This is a genomic window from Nannocystis sp. RBIL2 (assembly GCF_026626745.1).
Lineage (GTDB): Bacteria > Myxococcota_A > Polyangia > Nannocystales > Nannocystaceae > Nannocystis.
In genome coordinates this window covers 3,986,033-4,012,036 of sequence record NZ_JAPNJW010000002.1, presented here as the reverse complement: position 1 = coordinate 4,012,036, position 26,004 = coordinate 3,986,033, and the positions used below count along the sequence as shown (strand labels likewise).

Genomic DNA, 26,004 nt, shown 5'->3' with positions numbered 1-26,004 from the left:
TTCAAGACGACACTGCACCATGAGAGGTGAGGACAATGGCCGAATCGCAGAACAAGCAACTACACATCGTCATCGTGCTGGATCCGTGGCGGGACAACGAGATCCGAACCGAGCAGTTCGAGGGCCAGATCCCGAGCGGGAGGCAGCACGTTCTCCGCCTGTCAGAGTTCGGCGTAGTCCAGACCGCGCGCAGTGCCACTGAGATCGCGTGGGACGCCTGGCTCGATGCAGCCGACGAGATGATCGAGTCCGCAGCCGAGCACGCGCGCCGGTTGCCGGACCACGACGTGCATTACTATCTGACCGGTCGGGCGGCGTTGCCGCTGTTCGCCTACGTCGCCACTCGGCTGTCGAAGTGGGCGACGATCACCGTGCTGAACCGCTACGAGAACGAGTGGCATCATGTCCCGATTCGACGACCGCCCGAGGGGACGAGGGCGCCATTTTTCTCGGCCGTTCGCCAATTGGACGGCCTCGACGGCTCGGGGAAGGTCGCCGTGTTCGTGTCGACCGAACACACCATGGATTTCGCGATGATCCGCGAGTACATGAAGGAGCAGGGGACGGCGATCGCCGGGGTCCTGGAGATCAGCACGAACGGCGTCCGCCGCCTGATCACGGACGCGAACGCGGACTCGGCGTCGGATCAGCTCGACCGCGAGATCCAGGGGATTCGCCGCCGATTCCACCAACACACGGGGCTCGTGATCTTCGTCGCCGGGCCGGCGCAGCTCGCCGCGATGGTCGGGCGGTCGATCAACCCGAACATCCACGGGCCGGTCGAGTTTCCGAACTATGCGGCCACGTCGTATGTTCCGGCGCTGAGGTATCCGCGTCGGATTGAGAGCGAGACGCTGCGAATCCTGGCGCTGGGGGCGAGCCCCCGCGATGAGGCGCGGCTCGACATCGATACGGAGTTCCGGGAGCTCAAGCACAAGCTGCGTGATGCCATCGACAGTCCGCGCTTCGAGCTCTTCGCCGAGACGGCGGTCACGACCGACGACCTGATGTGGTGCATGAACGCCCATGACCCCCACGTCGTGCATTTGAGCGCGCATGGATCCGAGGCGGGCGACATCTGTCTGGTCGATCCCGCCAACAAGGGACGGCCGGTGCCCATGGCGGGGATCGTGCGAGCTCTCCGTGCGGCGGGGCCGAACGTGCGCGTCGTCGTGGTCAACGCGTGTTTCTCCGCCAAGCTCGCGGTCGAGCTGCAGCGCTACTTCGACTTTGTCATCGGCGTCGACCAGCCGTTGAACGACAAGACGGCCATCTCGTTCACCAAGGGCTTCTACCGCGCTTTAGCTTTTGGGAAGAGCCTGGAGTCGGCGCTCGAGCAGGGACGTGCACAGGTCGAGGCGGACAATCGCCCGGGGGCCGATGACATCCGTGGCTACTGCAAAGAGGGCTTCGACTCGCGGGGATGGATCCCGTTGCCGAGGCGCCCGCCCAAGAAGTGAACGCAGAGGAGGGGCTTGTGCCCCTCCTCCGCCTCCGTGATCGTTCGATTCAGCTCTTGGCGAGCTGGCCGCGGATGTCACACAGCCAGCTCTGAACGTCCTGTTCGGTGTCCTCGCCGCGGGGCCCGGCGGCACTTGTCTCTTGGTACAGCTCGGCGAGTCGCTTCTTTGCGGCTCGGAGCCTGCCACGGACAGTCGGCTCGACGACGTTCATGACCTCGCCGATCTCGGCGGCGGTCATGTCCTCCCAGTAGAAGAGCTCGAGGACGATCTGGTCCTGCAAAGGGAGCCGGCGGAGCGCGTTGATGAGGATCCGCTGCTCTTCTCGGCGCGCTAGCCACGTGGAGGGGCCGGCGCCGAGGTCTTCGATCGAATGCGTCAGGACGTCGATATCGACGACGCTCACCGCGCGGTGCTGCTTGCGGTAGAAGTCGACGATTCGATTACAGGCGATCCTGTACAAGTACGTGCGGAACGAGGCCTCCTCGCGGAAGCTCTCGATGCCGCGTGCGCATGCCTCGAAGATCACCTGCGACAATTCGTCGATCGCGTGCTCGGGGACCTTATTGCGAAGGAAACGAAACACGGCGACGCTATGACGCTCGATCAGCTCGGCGCCGGCTTGGCTGTCGCCGGTCGCCCACATGTGGACGAGCTCTTTGTCGGTCTTGGCGTGATTCACTGGCCATTCCCTTTGATCGGGGGGATCGGGCGGACATCATCCTTCCGGATCTTGACGCGGATGATGCGGCCGCCTTGCTGTTCTGCCTGGCTCTGAGTGGTGAGGTTGGGGGGCGACGTGCCGTTCGGCACATCGAGCGCGACAAAGTCGAAGATGTACCAGGACTGGCTGGTGATCATGGCCTGCGTGACCGTGGCGGAGATCGAGTTCGAGCCCGAGCGCGTCCAGGCGGTGAGGCCGCCGGTGGCACCGATCGTGAACGCGTAGACGTTCCGAATAGAGCCGTTGTGGGTGAAGTCGACGGTGCACAGAGCCGTGGAGCTGATCTCGACGATGGAGGCGAGGACCGTATCGTCCTCGTCGGCCAGGTACTGGGTGCCATACAGTAGCTGGAGGGCGCCGTTCGCGTCGTAGCCCGCGGTGAAAAGGATGGGGGAGGTGTTGGGAATGTCGACCGCCATGGGACTCTCTTGGTTGGAGGTTCCCAGTTAGTCGTCGGCGCGAGCCCGCTCGATCATGTCGATGAGCTCGGGATCGGCGAGGCCGAGTCTTGTGTACGCCGCCGCGGCGTCGTTCGCCGCCGCGCGAGCCTCGTTCTTGCGGCCCATCCGGTGGTAACCGTCGGCGAGGGCCGCGAGCAGGAGCACGTCCAGGTCGTCGCCGCTGGCCGGTGCGTGCGCTTGCGCTCGCTCCAAGCTGCGGATGGCGTCGTCGGCGGCACCCTGGTGAAGGAGTGCCTCGGCATGGTAAATGAGGGTCTGACGATACGTGAATCGATCACGCGGCGCAGGACCCAACAGATCGAGGATGGTCTGGTAGTCGGACAGAGCGGCGTGATATTCTCCGGCGTCGCGGTGGAGCAGTGCCCGGAAGTGCAGCGCGGTCACGAAGTCGCCATGGACATGCTCTCGTGCCGCGTGGGTCTTCAGCAGCGGAAGCGCGCTGTCGAGGTGAGCCTGGGCTGTCGCACGGTCGTTGTCCACGAGAGCGAGGCGACCGAGCTGCAGGTGCAATTTGCCAGTGCGCCAGCTCTCCTTGCCGAAGTATCGCTCGGCGGCGGGTAGCGCGAGCGCCAGTTGTTCGCGCGCAGTCTCCTGTTCGCCGCCTTCGTCCAGGAAGAGGGCATAGGTAGTGCGAACCTCCAAGGTGCGCGGATGAAGGCCGCCGAACGCAGCAACGGCGAGTTGTAGAGATTCCTTGTAGAGGCTGCGGGCGCGGGAGCGTTGCTCGAGCGTGGTGCCTGGTTCAGAGAGGACGTTAGCGAGGTTAAGCAGGGAACGGAACGAGTCCCCGGTGGGCCCCCATCCGCCAACCCCGCGGCGGAGCGCCAGAGCCGCCTCGTGGTGCTCAATTGCCGCATCCGAACGGCCCTCGGCGCGAGCCAGAATGCCGAGAGCTTCGTGACCGTCCGCCTGCCGACGCGGCTGGTGGGCCGTCCATCCTTCAATGGCAGGGCGGATAAAGGCGTCGGCGATGAATTTCGCTTGCGTGATGTCCTCAAAGTCGAGGATCAGGGTCTTCATGAGCTCGACTGACGCTTCATGGATGAGCTCCGCGTGCTGGGCGGACTGAGCGAGCCGTTGCGCGCGCCGCAAGGCCGCGCTCGCCAGCTCACGCTGTCGAAGCAAGGAGTGGGTCCGCCCGAGGCGCAGCAGCGATTCGGCGGTCAGCACCCGATCGCCGATTGTGCTACCTACGACGAGCGACTCGTTGGCTAGGCGCAGAGCGGCCTCATAGTTGCCCGCGTATTCCTGCACGCGGGCATCGGAGATGCGCTCCCGGGCGGTGCTCAGCAGGTGTAAAGAGGCGACGTCACGTGGGCCTCCCGGCGCGAGCGACCCCGGGAATCGACAACGTGTCACGCTGTCCTGTAGCGCCTGGACGAGTTCCGGAGTCGCCGCGTCAACTGCGGCTCCTCCCTCCTGTGTCCGCTTGCCGATGGCTCGAGCCAGCCCGAGGCTCTCGCCGAGGCAGGCGTCTTGCGCCAAGGCCAGGCGCATTCGCTCGTCGTTCGTGTCGTCATCCGGGGCAGCACGAAGGCGGCAGGTGTCCCGCTTGAGTTCGAGCCACGTTTCGCGGTAGTCCTCGAATCCGCGTTGCAAGAACTGCGGCGCATGCGCGGCAGTTGACGATTCGCCTGCGTCGAAGCTGAAGCTGCCCGACCCCCGGCCCGGCTCATCCCAGAGCCCGGCGATGTTGCGCTCGAGGTTTTCACACGGCCTTTGCCGCACGGGCCATGTCAGGGCTCCGAGGATTGTGATCAGCACGGCCGTGAAGAGTGTGTACGCGAGGGGTCGCAAGCGTGCTACGTTGAGGCCGCGCTCGAGCGTCCCGATCACTTCTTTCATCGAGCCGAAGCGCTTGGTGGGGTCTTCGGAGAGCCCGCGGTGGAGCGCCTCACGAAGCCATCGCGGTACGCCGAGCGGGCCAGCTTCGAGGGGTTTTAGCCCCTCCCTGATCGAATTCCGAAGCTCGGCCGCCGAGCTCCCACTATAGGGATGTTTCTTGTAAAGGGCCTCGTGGAACGAGACGAAGAAGCTGTACTGGTCGCTGCGCGAGTCCGCCTCGCCCCTGTCGAAGTGTTCAGGCGCGACGTACGGGAGGGTGCCGACCACCCCTCCCGCAGGCGTCAGCCGCAGCGGGGTTTGCCCCGCCTCGTCGACCGCCGGCGAGCGTAGGTCCTGGGCGTCATCGGCGGGGGCGCGCACGAGGCCGAAGTCGCCGAGGAGGACCCATTCATCCGCGGCACGGATCAGGATGTTGTCGGGCTTGATGTCCCGATGGACGATGTCGTGTCCGTGGACGCACGCAATCCCCTGGGCCGCGTCGAGGAACTTCTTGGCGATCTCCGGCCACGTGCGTGGAGAGGCCTTCAACCACCCGCGGAGCGTCGTGCCCGCGACGAACTCCATGACGACGAACGTGAGCTCCTCGGGATCGTCATCGACGTGGAAGTCGTAGACGTGGACGACGTTCCGATGCTCGACCTTCGCCATGGCGCGCGCCTCCCGTTCGAGTCGCTTGCGTCGGTCCTCGGGAGATCCGCTTGCTCCCCGGCGCAGAACTTTGAGGGCAATGTCCCGCTGAAGCTTGGGATCGAACGCTCTGAAGACGACCCCCATCCCGCCGCCGTCGATCTTCTCGCGCAGCACCCACCGAGCGCCGACAACCACCGGCATCTGCGCCGATCCAAGGAGCTTCTCCCGCAGCCGTTCTTTGTGGAGCCTTGCCTCGAGGTCCCCGAGGCGCGAGGCGCCAAGGGGATGCTCGCGCATGACTTCGCTGACGTGCTGGGCGTCAGCGGAAGACACGGAAGGGTCGTCGAGCTCCATGCTGCGGGAGAGTGCCGCGAGTTGCCCTCAGGACATACAGTCGTTGCCGCGAGGCGCTCGATCAACTCGTTCGCGCGTGGACGCGAAAAAGATCGTTCTTGCGCTAGTCCGGGTCCTGGCGCACTGCGAGTTTCGTTGGGCGCAAATTTTGCGCGTGGCCGATCACTGTATCACGTCGCTCAACGCGGAATGTGGCACAGGATCCCTGGGGGGCGATGAGGTCGAAGTTCGTGTCCTATTGCTCGAGCAGTGGAAGAAGATGTGCGTCCAGGAGACTTGCCGTAGAAAGCACGACCCGCTCTAAGTCAAGTAAAAAATGGAGATCGTCGGACGAATTTTGAACGCGCTGTTGCCTGGCTGTTGCCCTAGATCCGCCTCCGTTGTCTGACGGACATGCGATGCGATCCCGGGATAGGCTCGTCTTCATCGTCAAAACCCCACTCATAACCGATCACCGGGAACGGGGGGCCCTGAGTGGTGTCGAGGAACATCTCGGACTGTCGGTCGAGCGTCCACAGGTACACGGCTCCTGGTGGGGTAGGACCGTGGAGGCCGCGTAGAACGTGGCGATCGCGTCGATGCCGAAATCATAGTCCTCCATGAATGGAGCGGCGGCTCCGTGCGGGGTGCGACCGAGGCGTCGAAGGAGGGCCCGAGGTTCAGGCGAAAATACGAAGCCTGCGAGTACCTCCAAGTGGTGGACATCGTCCTCGGACGCGGGCGCAAAACGAGCGCCAAACCCTTCGGCATAGGCGGCGAAGTACCGGGCCCACGCGTCGAGCTCGGCAGCCCAGAAGTGCTCGTCGTCCTTATTTCGCATCATGTCTTCTCCTCAGGCGATGCTGGGTTCGTACACATCATGGAAGCCAGGATTCGCTTACAGGTGTTACAGGATGGCTTGTATCTCCTGTAGCGACTCCCGGGGATCTGCTCCAGTACACCGAGGCTCACGCTCTCGCCCCAAGGAGCAGGAAGCATCTCCGCTTGGAATGCCGCGAAGAGGGCTTTACGGCGCGACTTCATGTGGCCGGGGAGAGGAGCTGGGCCAGCCAGTGGGTCATCAACGTGTCGAGCGCGCCGGACTCGCGGCAGCTCGTCGGGTCGAGGTAGACGACGGGGTCGGTGGGACGGGGCGGGCGGGCAAGGCGCCGCTCGGCGAGGATGATGGCTTTCGGGTGGACGTCGTTGCCGAAGGCGTGGGGCCGGTCGGCGAGGTAGCCGTGCATCTTGAGATAGGCGGCGCGCAGGTAGCCGAGGTCACTGGACAGTTTGGCGTCGAGCAAAAGCTCGACCTTGCGGCGGTCGTCCTCGAAGACGAGGCGGAGGTCGGGGCGCAGGTGGGCTCTTGCATCGTAGGCGTGGAGGAGGGCGAGGGTGTAGGCGCCGCGCTCGGCCGGCTGGTTGTAGAACAGGCGCAGAACGGCCTGGCCTTCGCGCCAGGTGGCGATGGCCCGGCGTTTGGCGGCGATCAGGGTGTTCTTGCGGGTGGCCGCGGGCCAGGCGCGGTCGATGGATTCGATCAGGGTGAGCAGGATGTAGAGCTCGAAGCGCGTCTCGGGTTGGTATGGGACGAGGGAGTAGCGGGCGAGAGCGTCGCGCAGGTGCTCGAGTTTGGGGCGAGGGAGGAGGCTGGCGTGGTCGTGGGCGATGATGGCGGCGTGGCGGATCGCGGCATCGCGGCTCTGCTCGCACGCGCGGTAGGTGTCAGCAGTCGGGCGTGACTCGGGGAGGTCGCGCAGCGCGGCGTGTCGGAGGCAGGTCTCGGCGGCGTTGTGGATCCGCGAGAGGCGTCCGATCCAGAGATCGTCGCGCGCATATTCGCTCGGGCCGAGCGTCGCGGCGGCGAGGCGGATCCGCTCGACGAGCCAGCGAACGAGCAGGAGCTCCGGCGTGCTGAAGGAGCGGCGGAGGCTGGTGGTGACGGCACGGGCGGGGTCGCGGGTCTGTTGCTGGAGGACCAGGGTACGGCCCCAGTCGATCCGGCCACGGACGTGGCCGCGGAGCTCCTCGCGGACGCGTTCGCTGCGCGGATGGATCCGGCGCAGGTAGGCCGGGAGGTCGTCGCAGACGAGGCGCTCGACGCCGCTGCCGGGGTCGAGCAGGAACGCGAGCGCGGCGAGCTGGTGCAGGCTGTCGGCGTCGCCGGCGAGGCGGGCGAGCGCGCGGGCGACTGCAGTGGCCGGGCGCGGGTGGCCCTCGGCGCAACGCAGGAGGTACGCCGGGAACTGTCCTTCGAGCCAGGTCTCCCAGGTGCGCTCGGTCATGGGCGGCGGAGGTGCGGGAAGTAGCTGCGCAGGCTGGTGTGCAGCTCGTGGCGGACGTCGTCCTCGGTGAAGAGGCGCTCGATCCGGGAGATGGCCTCCTGGGCGTGGTTGTCCTCGGCGCCCTCGAGCTGGGGGAAGACGAGCAGCTCGACGCCCTCGCCGACGGCCCGCTGATGGCTGGCGCCGGGGCGCTGGGCGGCGTACTGGAGGAGGTCCAGGAGCAGCGCGGGGCCGAGGTCGACGGCGCTGCCGAGGCCCTGCGCTCGCGAGAGGACGCGCGCGGCAAGCTCCCAGCGGTCGGGGGCGATCCCCCGAGATTCACCTGTCCGCTGGGCCAGGCGACGCAAGGCGTCGTCGTCGAGGCCGGGGACATGCACGGCCGCGAAGCGGCGCATGAAGGCGTAGGACAGGCGAAACAGGCTGGCCTTGTCGCGCACGTTCATGGTGGCGATCAGGCGGATGTGCGGGCCGAAGTTGTAGGGCTCGGCGCCGGGGCCGATCGTGACCTCGTGACCTTCGGCGTCGGTGTAGGCGGTGACGACGGTGCCGCCGCTGAGAACGGTGAACAACTCGCCGAAACATTTATCAATGTCGGCGCGGTTGACCTCGTCGAGGACGATCCACCGACGCTCGCGGAGGGCGCGGGTGACGATGCCCTCGCGGAAGGCGAGGCGGGTGTCAGCCTGCTGGGCCCAGCCGCCGATCGTGTCGTAGGTCGACCAGTCGGCGGAGGCAGTGGCGAGCTTGGCGTCGCCGCCACAGGCGCTGTCGGCGTGGGCCTGGGCGGCGAGTGCGGCCGCAATCGTGCTTTTGCCGGTACCGGGCGGGCCGAGCAGGAGGAGGTGCTTACCGGCGTTGAGGGCGGCGCAGCAGCGCTCGAGGACGCCGGGCGGGCACTCGAAGCCGGCGAGGCGGGTCGCTACGCGCTCGGGGGTGAGGGCGAGCGGGGTGAAGCTGTCCGGGAACAGGATCCGCATCGCTAGAGAGGGCTCGGCTGTGGGCTCGTCGGCCGCCAAGCTGCCTTCGCCTGCCGACTCTGCGGAGCCGGGGACGTCGCCCTCGACGACGAACAGGGGGGCGCCTTGGATCTGGTAGCGCGCTCCCGAGTAGAAGTGCGTCTTGATCAGCCCGAGCGTGACGAATCGGCGCAGGATCTCGCCGGGCGTCGGCTCCCACGAGCGAGTCTCGAGGTCGTATGTGCCGCATAAAACGTCGGCCTTGCTCCCGAGCCCGCTGTGATTGGCGATGACCCGTGCCTGCTCGCCGTAACGGCTGTTGCGTTCGGGATCGTCGTCGACGACGCGCTCGTAGAAGCTGTTCCTGGCGATGAGGGGCAGCTTTCGCTGCTTCTCACGGATTGCATCACGCAGCTTCCATTCGATGTTGGCCCACAGTACCTCTCCGCCGCCACTTTTGCGGGCCCAGACCCCGATGCCTGTGGTGTGGCCCTGGTCATCGGGCTTGTTCGGCCGCTCCGTGTTCCGGTTTGCTACGCGGACGTGCAGCATGATCTCGCCCCCCGGCCAGCGCACGAGGAGTTGGCGGCGATCGCCATCGCGTGCGTCCTCGGCGATCTCGATGTCGCGCTGAGCGACCTTCCACGAACGAGGCAGTTCGGCGTCGACGAGCGCCTGGCAGGCTGCGCGGGTGGTGTCCTCGGATTGATTGAGCGTCGGGAGAGCCATCTTACATTGTCTCGCAGGCTAAGTCCGGGGGAGGGCGCCGGGGGAGGTCGCGTCGGAGCCGAGCCTGGCATCAAGTGGGAGAGGTTGTGCTCGGCGAGCCGCTCGCGGATTTCCTTGCGGAAGCTCTCGCGACGACCGCAGGTTCGGAGCCAGAGAAGTTTTGTATTTGGTCGCCGATTCCTCGATAATTGGGCCGAATCGTTCAAGCGGGACCTTCTCACTGTAGGGCGTACATGTCGAGTTGATCGACGAGGATCTCCCGCAGGCGCCCGAGTTCCCGCTCGGATTTTGCGTGGATCGTGATCCTATCCTCGGATCCAGGGTAGAGCATAAAAGAGGCGTCGTCGCGGTTGTAGTACGCGAGCTCTCCCGTCATGTAGGGCACGGAAGAAAATCCTAGCTTCACCGCGAGCTCTCGGAATTGTCCGATGCGCGCTGCGGTCGGCGGTACTCCGGGTTCCTGCGTCGATCGTTGTACTCGAGTCTTGTGCGCGAGCATCCTAACGCGTAGCCAGCGGAACGCCTCGCAGTACAGGAACTGCATCAGGCTGTGGCTGCCATGGTAGATGTATGGGTGATGCGAGCCCGGGATGATGGCGCCGTACTCCCCAAAATACCACCCGTAACCGATCACCGGGTATGGAGGCTCCTGGGCCGTGTCTAGGAACATTTCACAGTCTCCGCCGAGCGTCCACAGGTAGACGGCCTCGGGCGGGGCCGGGACGCGAGGAGCTTGATAGAACTTGGCGACGGCGTCGATGCCGTAGATGTAGTCCTCCATGAAAGGGTCGAGCGCACCGCGCTGAGTGTGGCCCATCCGCCGCAGAAAGGCTCGAAGCTCCGCCGGGAATCTGCGGCCAGCTAGCTTCTCGAGGCGCAGCACATCGGCCTCAGACGCAGGCACCATGCGCTCGCCGAACCATTCCGTGTACGCGGAAAAGTACCGGACCCACGCGTCGATCTCGGCGTCCCAGTACGCGTCGCTGTCGTTACCTGGCATCACTTCTTCCCTTTCTTCTCGGGAGGGTCGTTCGTACACATCATGGAGGCCAGGACTCGCTTACACGTGCGGCAGGATTCGACCAACTTCTTGCCTCCACCCTCCTGCTGCAACACCGAGAGGTTCACGCCGTCACCCGGCGGGATTTGAAGGTTCCCCGACTTGAATGCGGCGAAAAGTGCCTTCTGTTCGGCACAGTTCCCGGCCCGGAATCTGTCGGTCTCGCTCCAGGGCTCAATCTTCTTGCCCGACTTGAAATTTTTGGCGAGATCCTTGAAATTATTCGTGTTCAGGACGAAGCTTCGTTGGTCGCCGGCTTTCCCGAGGAATGGTTTCTTCACCCCTTCGATCACCACGGCCGCGGCGGTGTGATCGTTCGCGGCGTCAGCGGCTTGGCTCGCAGAAGAAGAGGGCTTGAGCTGGACATGGCCGGCGCTGTTGATCGACTGCCCGCAATTGTCGCAGAGGATGTCCTGCTCCTCGAGCGCCTTTCCGGGGTACGTCCCGCCCTGGAGTTTTCCGTAGGTGTTGTTGGCGTTGCCGTTGTGGAGCCCCTCGTCGAGGTGGCGCACTACGCCTTTGCCCTCGAACTTGACGTCGAGGCTGAAGCGGAGCCACTTCAGAGTACCCTTGGTCTTGCCGGAGATGATGCCGCCGCCGGCGGTCCCGGCTTCGTCGCCGCTGCTGGTGCGGATGTGCGAGCTGGCGATCCCAGCGGGGGTGCCCTCGATGGTCACCGACTTGGTGCCCTTGGCGAGGTCGCTCGACTTGGCGACGTTCGGGTAGGGCACCGGGACGGGGCCCCCCGGCGAGGGGGTCTTGCACACGTCGGGTGCCATGGCGACGTGCTTCAGGCGGTCGCCCTTGTGGAGGATCGTCTTGCCGTTGGCCGTCGTGTCGCTCATCGGCTTGCCTCCTCCTTCGTCGTGCCTTCGATCAGGCAAGCGCCGGCGTGGCCATCGTCCGACGAGCCGCACACCATGAGCAACGACTGCGGGCTCTCCGGTGCGGGTGGCCGCAGCGGGCGAACGAGCCAGCAGAGCCCGAGCGCGGTCATGACGGCACCGCCGGCTGCGCCGAGGTCGCCAAGTCCCTCGGCGGCGGTCGTGCGGGTGAAGGGCTCGGGCATCAACGGGACGTTGCGAAGATAGGCCGTCGCCAGCTCGGTCGTCCAGAACGGCTCCCCTGTCTCGCAGGTGAGCAGCAAGTCCGCGCGTCGGCCTTGCGTCGCCGGGTGGGCCCGCAGTTCGTGGAACACTGCCGTCAGCGCCTCGGCGATGTTGGGTGCGTCCTGGCGGCGATGCCGTGGCTCACGGGCCGTCGCGCAACAGAGCAGGGTCCCCCTGGCGCGAGCGACCAGGCCCGGCCGCGCGAGCAGCAAGAAAGCTGCCCCCTCGCCCGGTATGACCCCTTCGAGCTCGGGGCCGAGCAGCCGCCGCTCTCGCGTAAGGCGTTCCAGCGGCCCGGACGCGCAAAGAGAGTCGGCGGCGCCGACGAGCGCGAGGTCGCAGTCGCGCGCAAGCAGAGCTCGCTGGGCCGCCGCGAGCGCGGTGAAGAAGGCGCCGCGGCCGTGGCGCAGGAATGTCGGAGGTCCCACGAGCCCGGGAAATGTCGCGTGCAGATGACCCGCCAGCGCTCGCTCAACCGCCGCGGCCTCCGGCTCCGCCTCGGCGATCCCGATCCATGCCGCGAGCCGGCTCACCGGATCGAGCGGAAACGATCTCGCCAGCTCGAGGAGTGCGCGCCTGGTCAGCTCGAGCGTGCGCTCGGCGCAGGAGCGGCCCCAGGGGATCTGGCTCAGATATGAAGCTCGAGCGGACTCTACTGCGGAATCATCGATCTCCCGAAAGCGAACGATGCCGGCGCGAAACGCCGCCGCGGACGAGGCCGCAGTGGTGCCGATGGGCGTGCATGCTCCCACGCCGAGGATCGATGCCGCGCTCATTCGACCGGCTCCTCCCACGGTTCGAGCAGTCGTATCGTGGTCCGGAGCAGTCGCCGGAGGCCTTGCTCGAGCGGCGCCGCAGTGCGCCAGAACAGGGTGATCGCACGCTCGTCGGTGTCGATGAGCACGCCGTCGCATGCGAGAGCATGGCGCGATTGGTGGTCTGTGTACGTGTGTTTGGCGATCACCCGGAAGGAGGGCAGAGTGAACTCGAAGGGCCCTTCCGGGGCGAAACCGTCGAGGAGCACCGCCTCGCCGCCGCGGAACGGAGCGGGCGCCGAGAGTCCGGAGGCCGACGCTCCGAAGAACCGCGGGTCACAGTCCTTCGGCCACAAGGGCGCTCTCTTGGCGACCCACTCGGAATCGTAGGTCCCGGCGAAGCCGAGCCGGGGTTGCCAACTCCCAGGAATCGGGCCGAACCCAGCCGGGGCGACGCGCTGATCCCATGAGGCTAGAGGTTCGCCGGCGTCCTCGAGGTTCGGGAGCGGTTGACCGACCGCGTCCGCGGCATCGGCGGCGAGCCCGACCCCGACCGGATTGCGCGGCTCCTGGGCGACGACCTCGCCCTTGGCGTTCGTGCGCGTGCCGCCAAAGCTCCGCTCGTAACGGATCGGCATGGACGTGAACGGCTCCGGTGCGCTCGGGCGCAAGCCTGTCACGCCGCGTTGCCAGGTCCGTGCTCCAGTGATCTGCACAGCCTTGGCACATGGCCCGACTCGCACCTTCGCGCGTAGAGCTGTGACCTCGCGTCCCCGCGGAGCATACGCCGAGCCGACGACGTAGGCCTCGGCGCCCGGGCGCGCGAGGACGCCTTGGCCAGGGAACTTGAGGCTCGTGACCGCGGGGTCTCCCCAGTGCTCGTCCGCCATCGACGGCGCACGCTGTTCGCCGAGTAGCAGGGGACCGTGATGTGCGCTGCCGGGCGGGGGTAGGTGAAAGCGAGCCGCCAGACAATGGATCATGTAGGCGCGATCATCGAGCCCGTACCCACACGCCGAGCCGTGGGCGAATGGGGTGAAGTTCTCGATCTCACTCATCGCCAGAGCACCATGCGTGGAACAGGGTGTCGAGGTCCCCGCCGGGAACGCCCGATCTCACCGAGATGTCGCCGAACCATGGCGAGCCTATTGGGGAACTTAGGGAGGGTTGAAGGCACGAGGAATACGAAATCTTGGTATGCGGGAATACATCCATCTCAATGATGCTGAAATTTGTCAGCCGTTCGGGTCCTCCCGCTGAGGAGGCTCGGAGTCCGACGATGTTGCGGTCTTGCGACCCCGCTTGCGCGTCGGGATCGTCGGCTCGGGTAGCACGTCGAGGATCCGCTCGCCGAACGCCTTGATGAGGTAGGGACGGATCTCCAGCAGGCCGAAGCCCTGTTCGCGGTACTTGCGGACGACCTTGGCCAGCTCGAGCGCAATCCTCGGCCACTTCGAGACGATCCCGCGGCCGCGACTGCTCTGCGGCTTCGGCAAAAGGCCGGCGCGGCTCCACTCGAGGAGGGACTTGCGGTCGACGCCGGCGACCTCGGAGAGCTCCTCGACGAGGACGTAGTCCTTCGGGACCGGCTTCGGCTTCCAAGAGTCCTCGAACATCCCGCGCGGAAGATACCTCCCGCGGAGCCGGGTAACAAGGCGAGAAAGTCCTTGACGAGAGATTTTTGTGGTCCTTAATGGTTCCTATTTTGTGTCATCAAGGACGACTCAAGAACGTGCTCGAAACCGCCCGAGGAGGCCCGAATCACCAGGCATGGCCTGCCTCACTGGCTCTGCGCCTGGTGCGCGCCCTGGCTGGAGTCGACGCCGCCACAGCGGCTGCGAGGGGGAGCCTGTGACCGACCTGATCCTCTGGTACCTGCGGAAGCAACCCCTCTTCGAGGGTCTCACGGCCCGCCGCCTGGGCCAGCTCGCTGCCGCGTCCGCCTGCCTCGAGTTCCAGCGGGGCGCCACCATCTACGAGCCCGGCGACGCCGCCGACACTCTCTACGCCGTCGTCGGCGGCAGGGTGCGTCGTTACCGATCGACGGCACGCGGCACGATCACCTTGGGCTACCACAACGCTCGTGAGTGTTTCGGCGAGGAGTCTGTCCTCTCCGACATGCCCCGAGACTCATTCGCCGAAGCGGCGTTGCCCTGCAAGCTCCTCGCGTTCCCGCGAGCCGCACTCGCCGCACTCGCCGTGCTCGTCGCGGCGGACGCCCGGCTTCGCACCCGCCTTCTTGACCTCGTCGGCGCCAGGCTTCGCAGCGCCGAAGACCGCCTCGTTCTTCGTCTCCGCGCGCCGCTCCTCGAGCGCACTGCCAGCGCCCTGCTCGAGCTCGCCGCCGGTCATCCGCACCGCTGCGGCCGCCTGCAGATCGCTCCGGCGCTCTCGATGGCCGAGCTCGCGGATTACGTCGGTAGCTCGCGGATCGCCATGTACGAGGCGATCGAGAGGCTCGCCGACGCCGGTGTGATCGTCGCCGACGGTCACGCGCAGATCATCGACCCCGACGCTGCCGCTCGCTTCCTTCACTCCGAGGAGGAATCCCGTGAACTCCACTGAACTCCGCGCCGCCCTCGACCAGGCGCTCACCTTCGCCGTCTATGTCCTCGGCAACCGCACCGACGCGCTCGACGTCGTGAGGTTCGCGGTCGACAGCATCCCGGTCAACGCCGAGCAGGTCACACGCGAAGTGCTGCTTCGGCTCGTGCGCGACACCATCGCACGGCGAGGTACACGCGCGCGTCCGGTCGAGGAGACGCTCCCTGCGGTGTGGAGCGGCGAGGAGACGCGAAACCTGCCTCCGGACCTCGAGGATGACCCGGCCCGGACTGCCGCTCTTGCGGGTGCCCTGCGTCGGGTCTGCTTCACCGCGGTCCTCCGCTCGATCGCCGAGACCCCGCGCTGCGCGTTCGTCCTGCGGCACGTCCTGGGTCTGCCCGATGAGACGGTCTCCCAGATCCTCCGCACCAACTCCGGCAACCTCGCCACGTTGCGCGCCCGGGCTCGGCTGCCGCTCGAGCGCAGGCTCGGACCCCACTGCGAGCACTTCGACCCCGGCAACCCGTGTAACTGTCGGGGCCGGCTCGGCCTCGCGCTGGCCGAAGGCTCGCTCCGGGAGACCGACGTGGAGCCTGCGACCGACCCTGCTCCGACCTGCACGGGCGAGCTCGAGCGGCTCTATCGCACGCTGCCGAAGTACACGCTCACCGACGAAGAGGCCGAACCTCTCCTCGCACTGCTCCGTCAACCAGCGCCCAGGAAGCCGGTCTAACCGGCGCGGGGCTCGCTCCAATGCGTGTTGCTCCGAATCTCCGAACCTCCACAACAGACGCTCTCTTGCTTGGATGAGATTGTCCGATGTTCGTCAAGCTCGAACCTGTCGCCGATGCGCCGCCTGTAGACGACTCTGCGGCGACCTCGAGCATCCGAGGTGATCCGCGGCTCGGCATGCTGGCCGGGAACTACCGCCTGGTCGAACGTCTCGGCGCCGGCGGAATGGGTTCGATCTATCGCGCCGAGCACAAGGATCTCTCGGGCGCCGTTGTGGCGGTGAAGCTTCTGGATCGCCGCGGAGCATCGATCCCAGGCGCGAGCCGTCGGTTCCTGCGCGAGGCGCAGGCGATGTTCGAGATCGTCGGGCGGAATCGGCACATCCCGCGCGTGCTCGATTACGGTCAGACGCCCGAGGGTGAGAGCTACATGGTGATGGAGTACCTGCGCGGTCACGATCTCGCGCAGCTCCTCCAGCGCGAGGGGCCGATGCCGTGGACGCGGGCCGCCGCGATCGTGCTTCAGTTGTGCGACGCGCTGGCGGCCGCACATGCGCGCGGGATCTTGCACCGCGACATCAAGCCGTCCAACTGCTTCCTGGTCAAGGAGGACGGCGCCGAGCTCGTGAAGTTGATCGACTTCGGCGTGGCCAAGGATCTACGTGTCGCCGACGAACAGACCAGCGAGGGCATGGTCGTCGGGACGCCGGCTTTCCTCGCACCCGAGCTTCTCATCGACGGAGCTCGCCCGTCCGTCGCGTCGGACATCTACTCGCTCGGCGCGACGCTCTATCGTCTCCTCACCAACAAGCCGCATGTCACGGGACAGAACTGGGAAGACATCGCGTATCGCCTGGAATTCGTGCCGCTCCTGCCGCCCAGCGGGCACGTGGGTCCGAGGCTGTCGTCCATGGTCGACGAACTCGTGCTACGCGCTCTGCATCGGGACCCGGCAAAGCGATATGCGAGCGCCCTCGAGCTGGCCGAGGCGGTCCGTAGGTGCCTTCCAAAGACCTCGCCGGATTCGACGTATCCCAACGGCCAACCCGTGACGGTCTCGTCCGCAGCCGGAATGGGGTCGGTCGGTGGTCGGCGAGCCCGCGCGTTCGGGATGGTACCGCTTTTGGCGGTCGGCATCCTGGCCCTCACGGATGCGCCGCGCCTGCTGACCAGCGACCAGGCGGACGCGGGCGCCGTGCCTCGGCCGGGCGAGGCAGGCGCCGAGACCTTGGCCTCGCCCGAGCCACTCTCGCTTCGAGAGCAGGCCGGCTCGGCGCTCGCCCCGGCTCCTCCAGCAGGGGTGAGCGACCGCCTTGAGCGGTTGGAGAATACAGTCCAGGCCCTCGCACGGCAGCTCGAAGAGGAGCAAGAGCCGGCGCGAGGTGCCGCGGTGACGCATCAACCTCCGGAATCCACGCCGCGGAGCCCTGGCCTGCGCGAGCGGGCGATCCGCCGCGAGCTGGCCGCTGTGCGAGATGCCGTTGGCGTGTGTTTTGCGCGGCACGGCGATAACCTCACCGCGGAGCTTTCCGTCCGGGTGCAACTCAGCAGTGCCGGCGAGGCTGTGCGTGTCATGCTGCCGAAGGATAGCCGCCCAGGCCTGAGCAGGTGCGTGACCACAGCGATCAGTGCCCGCCGCTACTCCGCTGGGCCGACCGCAACGATAGTCCGTTACGTTTTCAAATTTCGGGGACCGTAGGCCAGGCATTGTCCCGCGCGTCGACGACCGGACGGAGCGCCCGCGAAGAGATGCGCAAGGCGATGGTGCGCTGGGCCGCGAGCAGCATGTGAGACTCGCGTAAGCCGGAACACATCCATCTCAAGTTCCCAAGGGGTTTCGTATTCTCCGTTACAGAAATCTCAATTTGACGGGCAATGGCTCGCAGCCATATGTTCGGCACCAACGTTCGCTCCTGCGGCGGTCCGAAGCGGCCGTTCTCAGTATTCGTGCTTGATCACACGTTAGGGATAGGTATGCCCATTCCCATCAGCAGCATCTCCCAACCTGTACTTCCCCCCTTGGCGCTCGCCGTGGTCATGGCCTGTGGGCAAGACGCTCCGGCCGTCGATACAGGAGCGCAGCCGCCGGCCACGTCCGATGATTCCACGACGTCCGGGCCTCCGGACGAGACGCCGACGACGGATGGCGACGCACCGACCTCGACGTCCTACGCGCCGGGTGAGTCGGAGTCCTCGCCGACACCCGCCGAGTGTGGGAACGGCGTCGTCGAGCCGGGCGAGGAGTGCGACGACCAAAACGTTGACGACTCCGACGCTTGCCTCTCCAACTGCCTCGTCGCCACCTGCGGAGATGGGGTCGTGTGGCTCGGCGTGGAGGAGTGCGACGACGGCAACTCCGATTCATCGGATGGATGCGTGCTGACCTGCCTGAGCGCCACGTGCGGTGATGCCGAAGTTTGGGCCGGGCACGAAGAGTGCGATGACGGCAACGCGGACGATGCCGACGACTGCCTGACCTCCTGTGAGCGTGCAGAGTGCGGCGACGGTCTTGTGCGCGAGGGCGTCGAAGCATGCGACGAGGTCGGGAGCACGCCGACGTGTGACGGCGACTGTACTCCCGTCGAGTGCGGAGATGGGTACCGGAACAAGGCTGCAGGGGAGGAGTGCGACGATGGAAACGACATCTACGGCGACGCGTGCTATCCCAACTGCACCGCCCCTTCGATGCTCGTCTTCATCTCGAGCGAGAAGTACAGTGGAAATCTGGGAGGGGTCGCGGGCGCAGATCTGAAGTGCCAGAGCTTGGCCGCGAAAGGCGGGCTCGGCGGAACATACAAGGCGTGGCTTTGGACATCCACTTCCGGGCCTAAAGAAACCTTCTTTCACTCCCCAGGTCGCTACATCCGGCCCGACATTGTCAAGGTCGCCCACGACTTTGAGCACTTGCTGTACGGGAAGTTTCTCGCCCCTATCAATGTCACGGAGATGGGGGAAGTGCTGGAAGATCTCGACGCAAGCATGTGGACGGGGATCTTTCCCACCCCGGATTGGAACCCCGATCTGCCCTGGCCCAGTCCAGAGGGGCGGATGTGTGCGGACTGGACTTCAGAATCAAAACAAGAGATCGGGGGATTGTCGTTCGTCGGCTGGTTCCGTCTTGGCTACTACATGGAGGGCGACTTCATGCTAATTGCCCATACTATCTGTTCCAGCGAGCGCCGTATCGTCTGTGTGCAACAGTCCTGGTACGATCCCGAACCTGGATAAAATGGAGGCGATGCGCGGTGGGCGCGCGCCCTCTTCCGGGACAGTCTGCATCTGGATCCTGCGCGTGAAACGCGATACTCTCCCTACCGTGCGACGTCCGTTGACCCACGCCCTCGTGCTTTTGGGGCTAGCCGCCTGCGAGAACTCGCCGAACGGGCAGTCTTCGGGGTGGGGGACGAGTATCACGACCAACCCCTCGGCGCCCTCATCGAGCAGCTCGTCCAGCGGGCCCGGCGAGGAGAGCTCGAACTCGGGCACGTCGTCGACCTCGACCTCCTCCTCGACCGGCTCGGACACGACCGTCGCCCCGCCGCCGGACATGCCAAACTTCGACACGCTCGAGCCGGTGCCCGAGGGGTGCGAGAAGATTGATGTTCTCCTCGCGCTCAACCATATCGGGGGTCCGCTGGAGAGCCAGCAGGATGAAGGCCGCACGCTCGCGGAGCACGAGGCTGCCAGATTACTCGGGCTCGTCAACGCTCTCACGACCGAGGCGCAGAACTACGACCTGCAGGTCATGGTCACGAGCACGACGGACCAATTCTACAATGCAGCCGATGAACTGTGTTACAGCGAATGCAAGGGGATGACTGGGGTCCCTAATCCGCCCTGCGACATCATCCCCGAGCTAGCCTGTGCGGCCAGCGAAGATGAGTGTGATAATGCGCATGGAGCAGGCTCCGTTTACCCACGGGGGGTGGGGGCCATCAACAAGATGTGCCCGACTACCGAGGGGCGGCGCTATGTGCGCAGTCAGGACCCTCAATTCTCTGAGGCGCTCGACTGCTTACTACGGGTCGGTCGGAGCGACATGGGGAATTTCAATCGTCCGGCGATCACCCCAATAACCGCGCTCAAGCCCGAGATGATCGCCGAGGGGGGGTGTAACGCAGGCTTCTTGCGCGACGATGCGATGCTCGTAATCGTCCTGGTGTCATCGATGGACGAAAGCTTTAGTCCCGGGACCCCCGCGGAGTGGGTACAGGAACTTCTGGCGCTCAAGAACAACTACGCGGACGGCGTAGTCCTCGTGGCTCTTACCGAAGGGGTCGGGGGGGAGCCCTGCGGCAACTATCCGACACGCATTCGGACGTTCGCCGAGATGATGCCCAACAGCGTCCTCGGCTGCCGATCCACTGACGATTTTACGCCGCTGGTCACGGCGGCGATCACCAAGATCGACGAGGTGTGTGATCGCTTTATCCCGCCCGGGTGAGTGTCAGCCGTGAAAGGCGCGGAGCCAAGCCTGCCGTACGCTCACGGCGTTGCCGTTCTTGATCACCTGCACCGTCTCGAACCCCACAACCAAGATCTCGTCAAGGGCATTGATACGAATCGCGTGCGGCGCATCGTTACCATGGAAGAAGCCGGAATAGGTCTGCGGCCACACTCCGTCGGGCTCAGATTCCCAACCGGTTGCAGGGTATTTCTTCAGCCAGATGTCGTCTTCTTCGACTTCGTTGCCCCACACAGCGGCGACCATGATTGACCCGGTGCTCATCCGCGCGAGCGAGCGCGCTGCGGCTTCGCCCACGGCCGACTGCGTGTAGGCATCCGGCTCGGTAGCCAGATCGGTGAGTTGGAAATGCAGGAGCCGAGGCCGGGCTGCCAATTCGAGCTTCTGCCGCCACCAACCTGCGGTCGCTACAAGGCCGTCATCCGTGACCGTGAGGTCATTGAAGCCCTGGTGTTGTTCGTCGGGAAGCGACGGGACGAACGGCCACACGTCGTTCTCGACGATCTCGTGATCGGATCCTACGAGCGCGATGATGCCCCGAGAGTTGCCTTGGTACGAGTTTGTGCGTCCGGCGATGAGCGAGGTGCCATCTGGTCGGATGACGATCGCCTCGCCGACGTCCATATTCTTGATGCCGTCGTATGGAGATGTGTACAGGTCGCCTCCGGCGTATGCGAGCTGATGCTTTTCCCCGTCCACGGTCATCGCGTGGTAGATGATGTCATAGTCGTCGTTAGCCATCATCTTGTAGCCCGTGACCCGGATCTGATGGTTCGGCGTGACCGCGACGTCGTTGCCGAATTCGCCCACGAGGGTGTCTTTGTGCTCGGCGCGGAGGAACTCAGTCTCACGGTCGTCGACCACGCCGACCCAGAGCGTCGGCGATAGCCCGTCCTTGGTCCAGGCGCCGGTGAGCGCTGCTCGGTGAGGATCGTCGGGGAACGACTCGATACCGGAGCATGTGCCCGAGAAGCCCGGACCTCGGGAGATCAGCTTGTCGAACAGGAGCTGGCCGCTCGACGAGTAGCGGGCGAGCCACATCGCGGCGCCCCCGTCGCCGTCGCTGTCGTAGCCACAGACCCACCATGAACCGTCCGGTGCGGGCGAGGCGTCGAGCGCTTCGGAAGCCCAGTTCTCCGAGGGATGCGTTGCCGGCCACCCCATCGTGCCAGACTGGGGTAGCGCGACGTCGACTGTCCGCTCATCGACGACGACGTGCCCGGCGAGATCCTCGCACTCGGCGCGAAGGCTCCGCGGCCCATCCTCGTCGGTCGACTTGACGGGCCACTGGGCCGCGAAGGGCGGCGCAGCAACGTTGGCGAGCGGCGCGCCGTCGACGAAGAACCGCACCTCGGCGATCCCGACGTCATCCACGCACGTCGCGGCGAGCTCGACGAACGTGGCCAATTGGACAGCCTCGGGTGTGACGGAGAAGGCGAGCTCCGGCGGAAGGTCGAGCTGCGTGCCGCTGGTGCCCGTGGGCCATGTGTCGCCTTCGGTGCCTGCGGTTGCGCCGTCGCTACCGCTGCCACCACTCGCCGACGTCGTGGGTGCTGTCTCGCCGGCGGTTGGGACCGCACCGCTTGTCGACGCGGCGGCCGTTGTGTCCCACGTTTGGCCGTGGTTCTGGATCAGGTCCTGATACGCCTGCTCGGTGTTGCAGGCTCCGAGGGCGAGAAGAGTGAGAGGCGCGAAGGTGTGGCGCGACATGGATGACCTCGATCTAGAACTGAGTGTGGAGAACCAGGCCGGTCAGGCCCGAGGAGACGACGGGCGCCGCGGCGGTGCGACGCGCGCGGCCACGAGAACCCGCGACGAGCCCGATGCCCGTCAGCACGAGCGCACCGCCGCTGATCCCGGTGGCGATGGCGGCCGTGTAGTTGATCTGGCCCGCGCGACGTAGAGCGTCCGCGTTGGCCTGCGCCACGGGATCGAGCGGACCCTCGGCTGCGGCATCGAGCTCGCGCAGGCCTTCGTACGCAGTACGACGGGCGACGAGCGCGTAGGTCATGACGCCGAGGAGCGCGCTGCCGACGGCGAGGCTGGTCGCACCGGCGGCGAGCATCCCGCGCGAGCGCGGTGAGGGTGGTGCCGGCACCGGCTTGGGGACCTTCACGGGCACCGTCCGGATCACCACCTGCTTCGGTGCGGGTGTGCGGGGCGTCGTCGGGAGCACGCACTCTTTCTCGCCGGGCTTCGGCACGTGCGCGCGCATGTCCTCGTCGACCTGCTGAAGGCGGCGACGGATTCCGGGTTCGTCGGGGATCTCCGCGTCCTCACCGAACGCGATCATCAACTCCTCGAGATGCTCGAGCAGGATCCGCCGCACTTGGCACAGGTACTTAGCCTCGCCTGTCGTTTCGTACAGCGAGAGCAGTGAGCTCCGCATCGACCCGAATACCCAGTCGCGCGCGCGGTGGTAGCGGATCGGGTCGGGCATCGCCTTGTACGCGGCGTAGTACGCCTCGTACGCTGCTGCGTAGTCTTGCGCTTGGCCGAACTCGGCCCCTCGCGCGTTGAGCTCGAGGGCTTCAGGGGTCCATGTCATCGGCTCCTCCGCGCGCGCCGGCGGAGCGGCAAGGGCGAACGCGAGGGCACAGGTGAGAGAAAATCGGGCGGTACGCATGGGGTCCCTACCTGAACTTGAAGACATGGCGCACGGACTCGGCCGCGGGCCCGGTTGGGTACTGGCGCGAGCGGAGCACACGGGTCACGCAGTCGATCAGCGCGCCCGTGCTCTCCTTGGGCAGGGTCACGCGCTCCGCGAGCCCCATGGCGCTGATGACGACGCGAACCGGGAGCTGGCTCTCGAGGTTGCCGCCGTGCCGCCGGAAGCACACGCCAACGTCGGCCGCCACGGTGCCCAGGTCGCGAACGATCGCGCGTTGGCGTGGCGAGGGAGCGCGTGTCGCTGACTTCTCGACAGCGCTGGGAGTCGCCGTCGACACGGCCGCGACCTCCGGCGCGGGTCCAGGCGAGGAGGCGAGGTTGGGGACGGCGGCGCCGGAGCGTGACGGGGAACCGGCGGCGATCTGTTGCTCGAGCACCTCGAGCTTCCGCTCGAGGCGCTCGAAACGCGCCTGCGTGTCCGCGTCGACTTCGTCCTTCGCCGCGGCCTCCACCGTGGGCTCGTTGACGCCGGCGAGGAACGCGTCGGCGGTCTTCGTCCCGACGACCCCGAGGGCGACGCACATCGTCATCGCCGTGCCGACGAGGGATTTCGAGAGCGCTCCCGTCGTGGCTGCCGCAGCGGTGCCCGAGGTCGCCGTCGGCGGTGCGAGCTTGTCCAGCGGGACGGGCGCCATGAGCGCCGCTACGACTGCTGCTCCCTTCGCGGGCCGCTCGCTGACCACATCGTCCGCGTCAGAAATGGACGAGTCCACCGGCAGCGCTGGCGTTCCCTGCGGGAGCAGGTCGAGCGCCGAAGCGATCGAGCCTGCGGATATCGCTGGCTCAGCGGGCTGCGCCAGGAACCCGCGCGCGATGGAGAGCTCTTCGGCGAACTCGGCCATGCTCTGGATCCTGTCCTTCGGGTCAGGGCGCAGCGCGTTGCGGAGGACCCGCTCGAGCTCGTCGTCCGTGAACCCCGGCATCAGCGAGCGGATCGGTCGCGGCTCCGAGCGGTCGCCGGGCTTGAACGGGTGACGCCCGGCGAGCAACTCGTAGAGGATCACCCCGAGCGCGTAGACATCGGTCTGGAAGCTCGGCCGCGACGGCGGGTCGCGCAGCAGGAGTTCGGGCGCGAGGTACTCGGGGTTGCCGTACTGCACTCCGAGCGGTGTCGCCAAACGGGAGCCCGGTGGATCCTCATAACGCTGGGGATGGCGTGAATAGAATGTGTCCAGGAGCCGGCAGACCCCCAGATCGATTGTTTTTACTCGGATATCCGGTCCCCGCAGCAGCATGATGTTCGAGGGGGTGAGGTCCCGATGCACGATGCCGAGGCCGTGCGCGGCCCCGACGCCGGCGCATACCTGCAGGCCAACCTCGAGGACCTCCGTGGCGGAGAGGCGTAGGCGACGATCCCGGATCTTCCGCAGCGATTCGCCGTCGAGCAGCTCCATGACGATGAAGAGCTGCTTCTCGGGCGTCTCGTCGCAAGCGTAGACGCGGACCACGTTGGGATGGTTGATCGCGGCGAGGGCGACGGCTTCGCGGCGGAGCCGCTCACGGCTGTCCTCCCGCAGCTTTAAAGCGGGATCGATGAGCTTGATCGCCACGTCGAGGCCGAGCGTGAGGCTGTAGCCGCGATGGACGCGGCCCATGCCGCCTTCGCCGATTAGGTCGCGCACCTCGAATTTCCCCGGCAGCATGCACGGCGGCGGCGACTCCTCGCGCACGAGCCCCGGCTCGTCCGGATCGTCGTCGAGTTCCCACGACGAGTCGCTGTCGTCGACCTCTTCGTCGACGTCGTGCCCGTCCGCGACGAGTTCGTCCTCGTCGTGCTGTCCCTGTAGGTCCGTGTCCATCGGCGCCTCGTAGCCGACGAGACCATACCAAACCGTGCCATCCGGCTGAAGCGCTGCCCAGGCGAGCTAGCCGCGGCTGAGGTTGATATTTTTGTAAGCTGGACCCCCCATCATTTCAACACCCGTCGAGAACGGGATCCCTGGGCCCCATTGGACGCGTTTCTCGATTGCGCGACTGCGCGCATCCGCGATCCGATCGAGTAAGCCCAACGACAACCACGCCGCGTCCCACGAGCCCGTGGCCTGTGGGGTGTCGGTGCCTATCACGGCCGTTCAACCTCCCAGCTTCGCGACGGCTTCAGCCGCGTGAAGCGCCACGGGCCTCTGCAAGCTTGCATGCCCTACCTCTATAGCGAGTTCAACATACGCATCAAGCGCGCTACAGGGCGGGCGTCGCGGCGCCTAACCCGGTCCGAGGATCTCCACGAAGAGCGCGGTGATGTTGTCCCGCCCCCCGCGCCGCCGGGCGTGTCGGACGGCGGCGGGAGCGGCGGCTCGGATGTCGAGCTGGAACAGGTGCCGCAGGACCTTTCCGCGCTCGAAGTATTCGTGCAGGCCATCGGAGCACAGCAGCAGCCGATCTCCTCGCGCGACGGGCACGGCGTAAATGTCGACCTCCAATTCATCAGCCAAGCCGAGCGCTCGGGTGATAGGCGATCTACGGCCGCGTGCCTGCTCCGGAATCACGAGCCCTTGCTTGACCTGCAGGTTGAGCAGCGTGTGGTCCTCAGTGACCTGCCGGACCGTAGCGCCGCGCGCGTGATACACCCTCGAGTCTCCGACCTGTCCCACCACCGCGACCTCGCCGGCGACGAGGACGACCGAGGCCGTCGTACACATCCCTCCATATCGGCTATCTATCTTCGCCATCGCGCGGAGCTTTTGAGAAGCGTCCTGCATCGCCGTGCGAACGACGCCTCCGATCTGCACGACAGCCTCGCTACCCACCCAGTCCGCACCTCGGCCGGGCATCAAGGCGCCGATCGCTTGGGTCTCACGCCAGATCCGCTCCCAGAGCACGGACACGGCCTCGCCAGCAGCAAGGCCCCCAAAGGGCCTTCCACCCACGCCATCAGCCACGATGAACAGGCCGAGGCGACCATCCGCCAGGAAGGCATCCTCGTTGAGGGCGCGCAGCCTTCCCGGGTCGGTCATGCCGGAGTGCGCTGTATGCGCGGTAGACCAGGTCGAGCCGACCAACGCCGAAGCCTGCGGCCACCTGAGCGCCGAGTGCGCAGCGCCGGACACCGGGCCTGGAAGAGCCGGGTCATCACCCTGGGGCAGCCCCTCGCCGGTGGGGAAGAGAGCGAGTTTTCGGCGGCGATGGCTCATGGGGGGCTCCGGCGTGGCGAGAGCGCGCATCCTCGCACAGCGCGGAGACGCTCACAAGGATCGGCGTGGCTTGGGAAGCGCATAATCGCACGGCGCGTTATCGCTCACAAGTGTCG

At 66.2% G+C, this 26,004-nt stretch carries 21 protein-coding genes; 7 read left to right on the top strand and 14 right to left on the bottom strand.

Annotated features, from left to right (window positions below):
• The first annotated feature begins 35 nt into the window (after nucleotides 1-35).
• A complete protein-coding gene (locus OV090_RS40980; protein WP_267710319.1) occupies nucleotides 36-1,460 on the top strand; it encodes an SAVED domain-containing protein in 1,425 nt (474 codons plus the stop codon).
• A 49-nt stretch (nucleotides 1,461-1,509) separates the two neighbouring features.
• Here the strand turns inward: OV090_RS40980 and OV090_RS40975 are convergent, their stop codons facing one another.
• From OV090_RS40975 to OV090_RS40965, 3 genes are read right to left on the bottom strand one after another with little or no spacing between them, the layout of a single operon-like run.
• The gene (locus tag OV090_RS40975; protein WP_267710318.1) at nucleotides 1,510-2,106 is read right to left on the bottom strand and encodes a sigma-70 family RNA polymerase sigma factor; all 597 of its coding nucleotides are present in this window, start codon (nucleotides 2,104-2,106) and stop codon (nucleotides 1,510-1,512) included.
• Nucleotides 2,107-2,138: 32 nt separating this feature from the next.
• On the bottom strand, nucleotides 2,139-2,603 hold the full coding sequence (locus OV090_RS40970) for a hypothetical protein (protein WP_267710317.1): 465 nt from the start codon (nucleotides 2,601-2,603) through the stop codon (nucleotides 2,139-2,141).
• Nucleotides 2,604-2,630: 27 nt separating this feature from the next.
• On the bottom strand, nucleotides 2,631-5,474 hold the full coding sequence (locus OV090_RS40965) for a serine/threonine-protein kinase (protein ID WP_267710316.1): 2,844 nt from the start codon (nucleotides 5,472-5,474) through the stop codon (nucleotides 2,631-2,633).
• Nucleotides 5,475-6,171: 697 nt separating this feature from the next.
• On the opposite strand from OV090_RS40965, the gene OV090_RS40960 reads away from it, so the two are divergent.
• The gene (locus tag OV090_RS40960) at nucleotides 6,172-6,387 is read left to right on the top strand and encodes a hypothetical protein (protein WP_267710315.1); all 216 of its coding nucleotides are present in this window, start codon (nucleotides 6,172-6,174) and stop codon (nucleotides 6,385-6,387) included.
• Nucleotides 6,388-6,493: 106 nt separating this feature from the next.
• On the opposite strand, the gene OV090_RS40955 is transcribed toward OV090_RS40960, so the two are convergent.
• From OV090_RS40955 to OV090_RS40925, 7 genes are all read right to left on the bottom strand, one after another.
• The gene (locus tag OV090_RS40955) at nucleotides 6,494-7,738 is read right to left on the bottom strand and encodes a hypothetical protein (protein ID WP_267710314.1); all 1,245 of its coding nucleotides are present in this window, start codon (nucleotides 7,736-7,738) and stop codon (nucleotides 6,494-6,496) included.
• Entirely contained in the window at nucleotides 7,735-9,423 is a 1,689-nt protein-coding gene (locus OV090_RS40950; protein ID WP_267710313.1) for an AAA family ATPase, read from the bottom strand. The genes OV090_RS40955 and OV090_RS40950 overlap by 4 nt, the downstream gene beginning before the upstream one ends.
• Nucleotides 9,424-9,640: 217 nt before the next feature.
• The gene (locus tag OV090_RS40945) at nucleotides 9,641-10,423 is read right to left on the bottom strand and encodes an SMI1/KNR4 family protein (RefSeq protein ID WP_267710312.1); all 783 of its coding nucleotides are present in this window, start codon (nucleotides 10,421-10,423) and stop codon (nucleotides 9,641-9,643) included.
• Nucleotides 10,423-11,328, bottom strand: coding sequence for a DUF4150 domain-containing protein (locus tag OV090_RS40940; RefSeq protein WP_267710311.1), 906 nt, complete (start codon nucleotides 11,326-11,328; stop codon nucleotides 10,423-10,425). Before OV090_RS40940 ends, OV090_RS40945 begins: the two co-directional genes overlap by 1 nt.
• Nucleotides 11,325-12,368: a beta-ketoacyl synthase N-terminal-like domain-containing protein gene (locus tag OV090_RS40935; protein ID WP_267710310.1), complete on the bottom strand. Its 1,044-nt coding sequence runs from the start codon at nucleotides 12,366-12,368 to the stop codon at nucleotides 11,325-11,327. Before OV090_RS40935 ends, OV090_RS40940 begins: the two co-directional genes overlap by 4 nt.
• Complete coding sequence (locus OV090_RS40930) at nucleotides 12,365-13,405, bottom strand: DUF2169 domain-containing protein (protein ID WP_267710309.1); 1,041 nt, start codon at nucleotides 13,403-13,405, stop codon at nucleotides 12,365-12,367. The genes OV090_RS40935 and OV090_RS40930 overlap by 4 nt, the downstream gene beginning before the upstream one ends.
• A gap of 177 nt (nucleotides 13,406-13,582) precedes the next feature.
• Nucleotides 13,583-13,963 (bottom strand): MerR family transcriptional regulator, encoded by a 381-nt coding sequence (locus OV090_RS40925; RefSeq protein ID WP_267710308.1) that lies wholly within the window; start codon nucleotides 13,961-13,963, stop codon nucleotides 13,583-13,585.
• Nucleotides 13,964-14,198: 235 nt separating this feature from the next.
• On the opposite strand from OV090_RS40925, the gene OV090_RS40920 reads away from it, so the two are divergent.
• From OV090_RS40920 to OV090_RS40900, 5 genes are all read left to right on the top strand, one after another.
• The gene (locus OV090_RS40920) at nucleotides 14,199-14,912 is read left to right on the top strand and encodes a Crp/Fnr family transcriptional regulator (protein WP_267710307.1); all 714 of its coding nucleotides are present in this window, start codon (nucleotides 14,199-14,201) and stop codon (nucleotides 14,910-14,912) included.
• Nucleotides 14,899-15,624 (top strand): hypothetical protein, encoded by a 726-nt coding sequence (locus tag OV090_RS40915; protein ID WP_267710306.1) that lies wholly within the window; start codon nucleotides 14,899-14,901, stop codon nucleotides 15,622-15,624. The genes OV090_RS40920 and OV090_RS40915 overlap by 14 nt, the downstream gene beginning before the upstream one ends.
• A gap of 86 nt (nucleotides 15,625-15,710) precedes the next feature.
• The gene (locus OV090_RS40910; protein ID WP_267710305.1) at nucleotides 15,711-17,321 is read left to right on the top strand and encodes a serine/threonine-protein kinase; all 1,611 of its coding nucleotides are present in this window, start codon (nucleotides 15,711-15,713) and stop codon (nucleotides 17,319-17,321) included.
• A 320-nt stretch (nucleotides 17,322-17,641) separates the two neighbouring features.
• On the top strand, nucleotides 17,642-18,850 hold the full coding sequence (locus OV090_RS40905; RefSeq protein WP_267710304.1) for a DUF4215 domain-containing protein: 1,209 nt from the start codon (nucleotides 17,642-17,644) through the stop codon (nucleotides 18,848-18,850).
• A 319-nt stretch (nucleotides 18,851-19,169) separates the two neighbouring features.
• Nucleotides 19,170-20,066: a hypothetical protein gene (locus OV090_RS40900; RefSeq protein ID WP_267710303.1), complete on the top strand. Its 897-nt coding sequence runs from the start codon at nucleotides 19,170-19,172 to the stop codon at nucleotides 20,064-20,066.
• Between the two features lie 3 nt (nucleotides 20,067-20,069).
• Here OV090_RS40900 and OV090_RS40895 read toward each other — a convergent pair whose 3' ends face one another.
• From OV090_RS40895 to OV090_RS40880, 4 genes are all read right to left on the bottom strand, one after another.
• Complete coding sequence (locus OV090_RS40895; protein ID WP_267710302.1) at nucleotides 20,070-21,797, bottom strand: Ig-like domain-containing protein; 1,728 nt, start codon at nucleotides 21,795-21,797, stop codon at nucleotides 20,070-20,072.
• Nucleotides 21,798-21,810: 13 nt separating this feature from the next.
• Nucleotides 21,811-22,713: a hypothetical protein gene (locus tag OV090_RS40890; RefSeq protein ID WP_267710301.1), complete on the bottom strand. Its 903-nt coding sequence runs from the start codon at nucleotides 22,711-22,713 to the stop codon at nucleotides 21,811-21,813.
• A gap of 7 nt (nucleotides 22,714-22,720) precedes the next feature.
• Nucleotides 22,721-24,556, bottom strand: coding sequence for a serine/threonine-protein kinase (locus OV090_RS40885; protein WP_267710300.1), 1,836 nt, complete (start codon nucleotides 24,554-24,556; stop codon nucleotides 22,721-22,723).
• A gap of 402 nt (nucleotides 24,557-24,958) precedes the next feature.
• Entirely contained in the window at nucleotides 24,959-25,711 is a 753-nt protein-coding gene (locus OV090_RS40880) for a protein phosphatase 2C domain-containing protein (protein WP_267710299.1), read from the bottom strand.
• Nucleotides 25,712-26,004 lie beyond the last annotated feature (293 nt).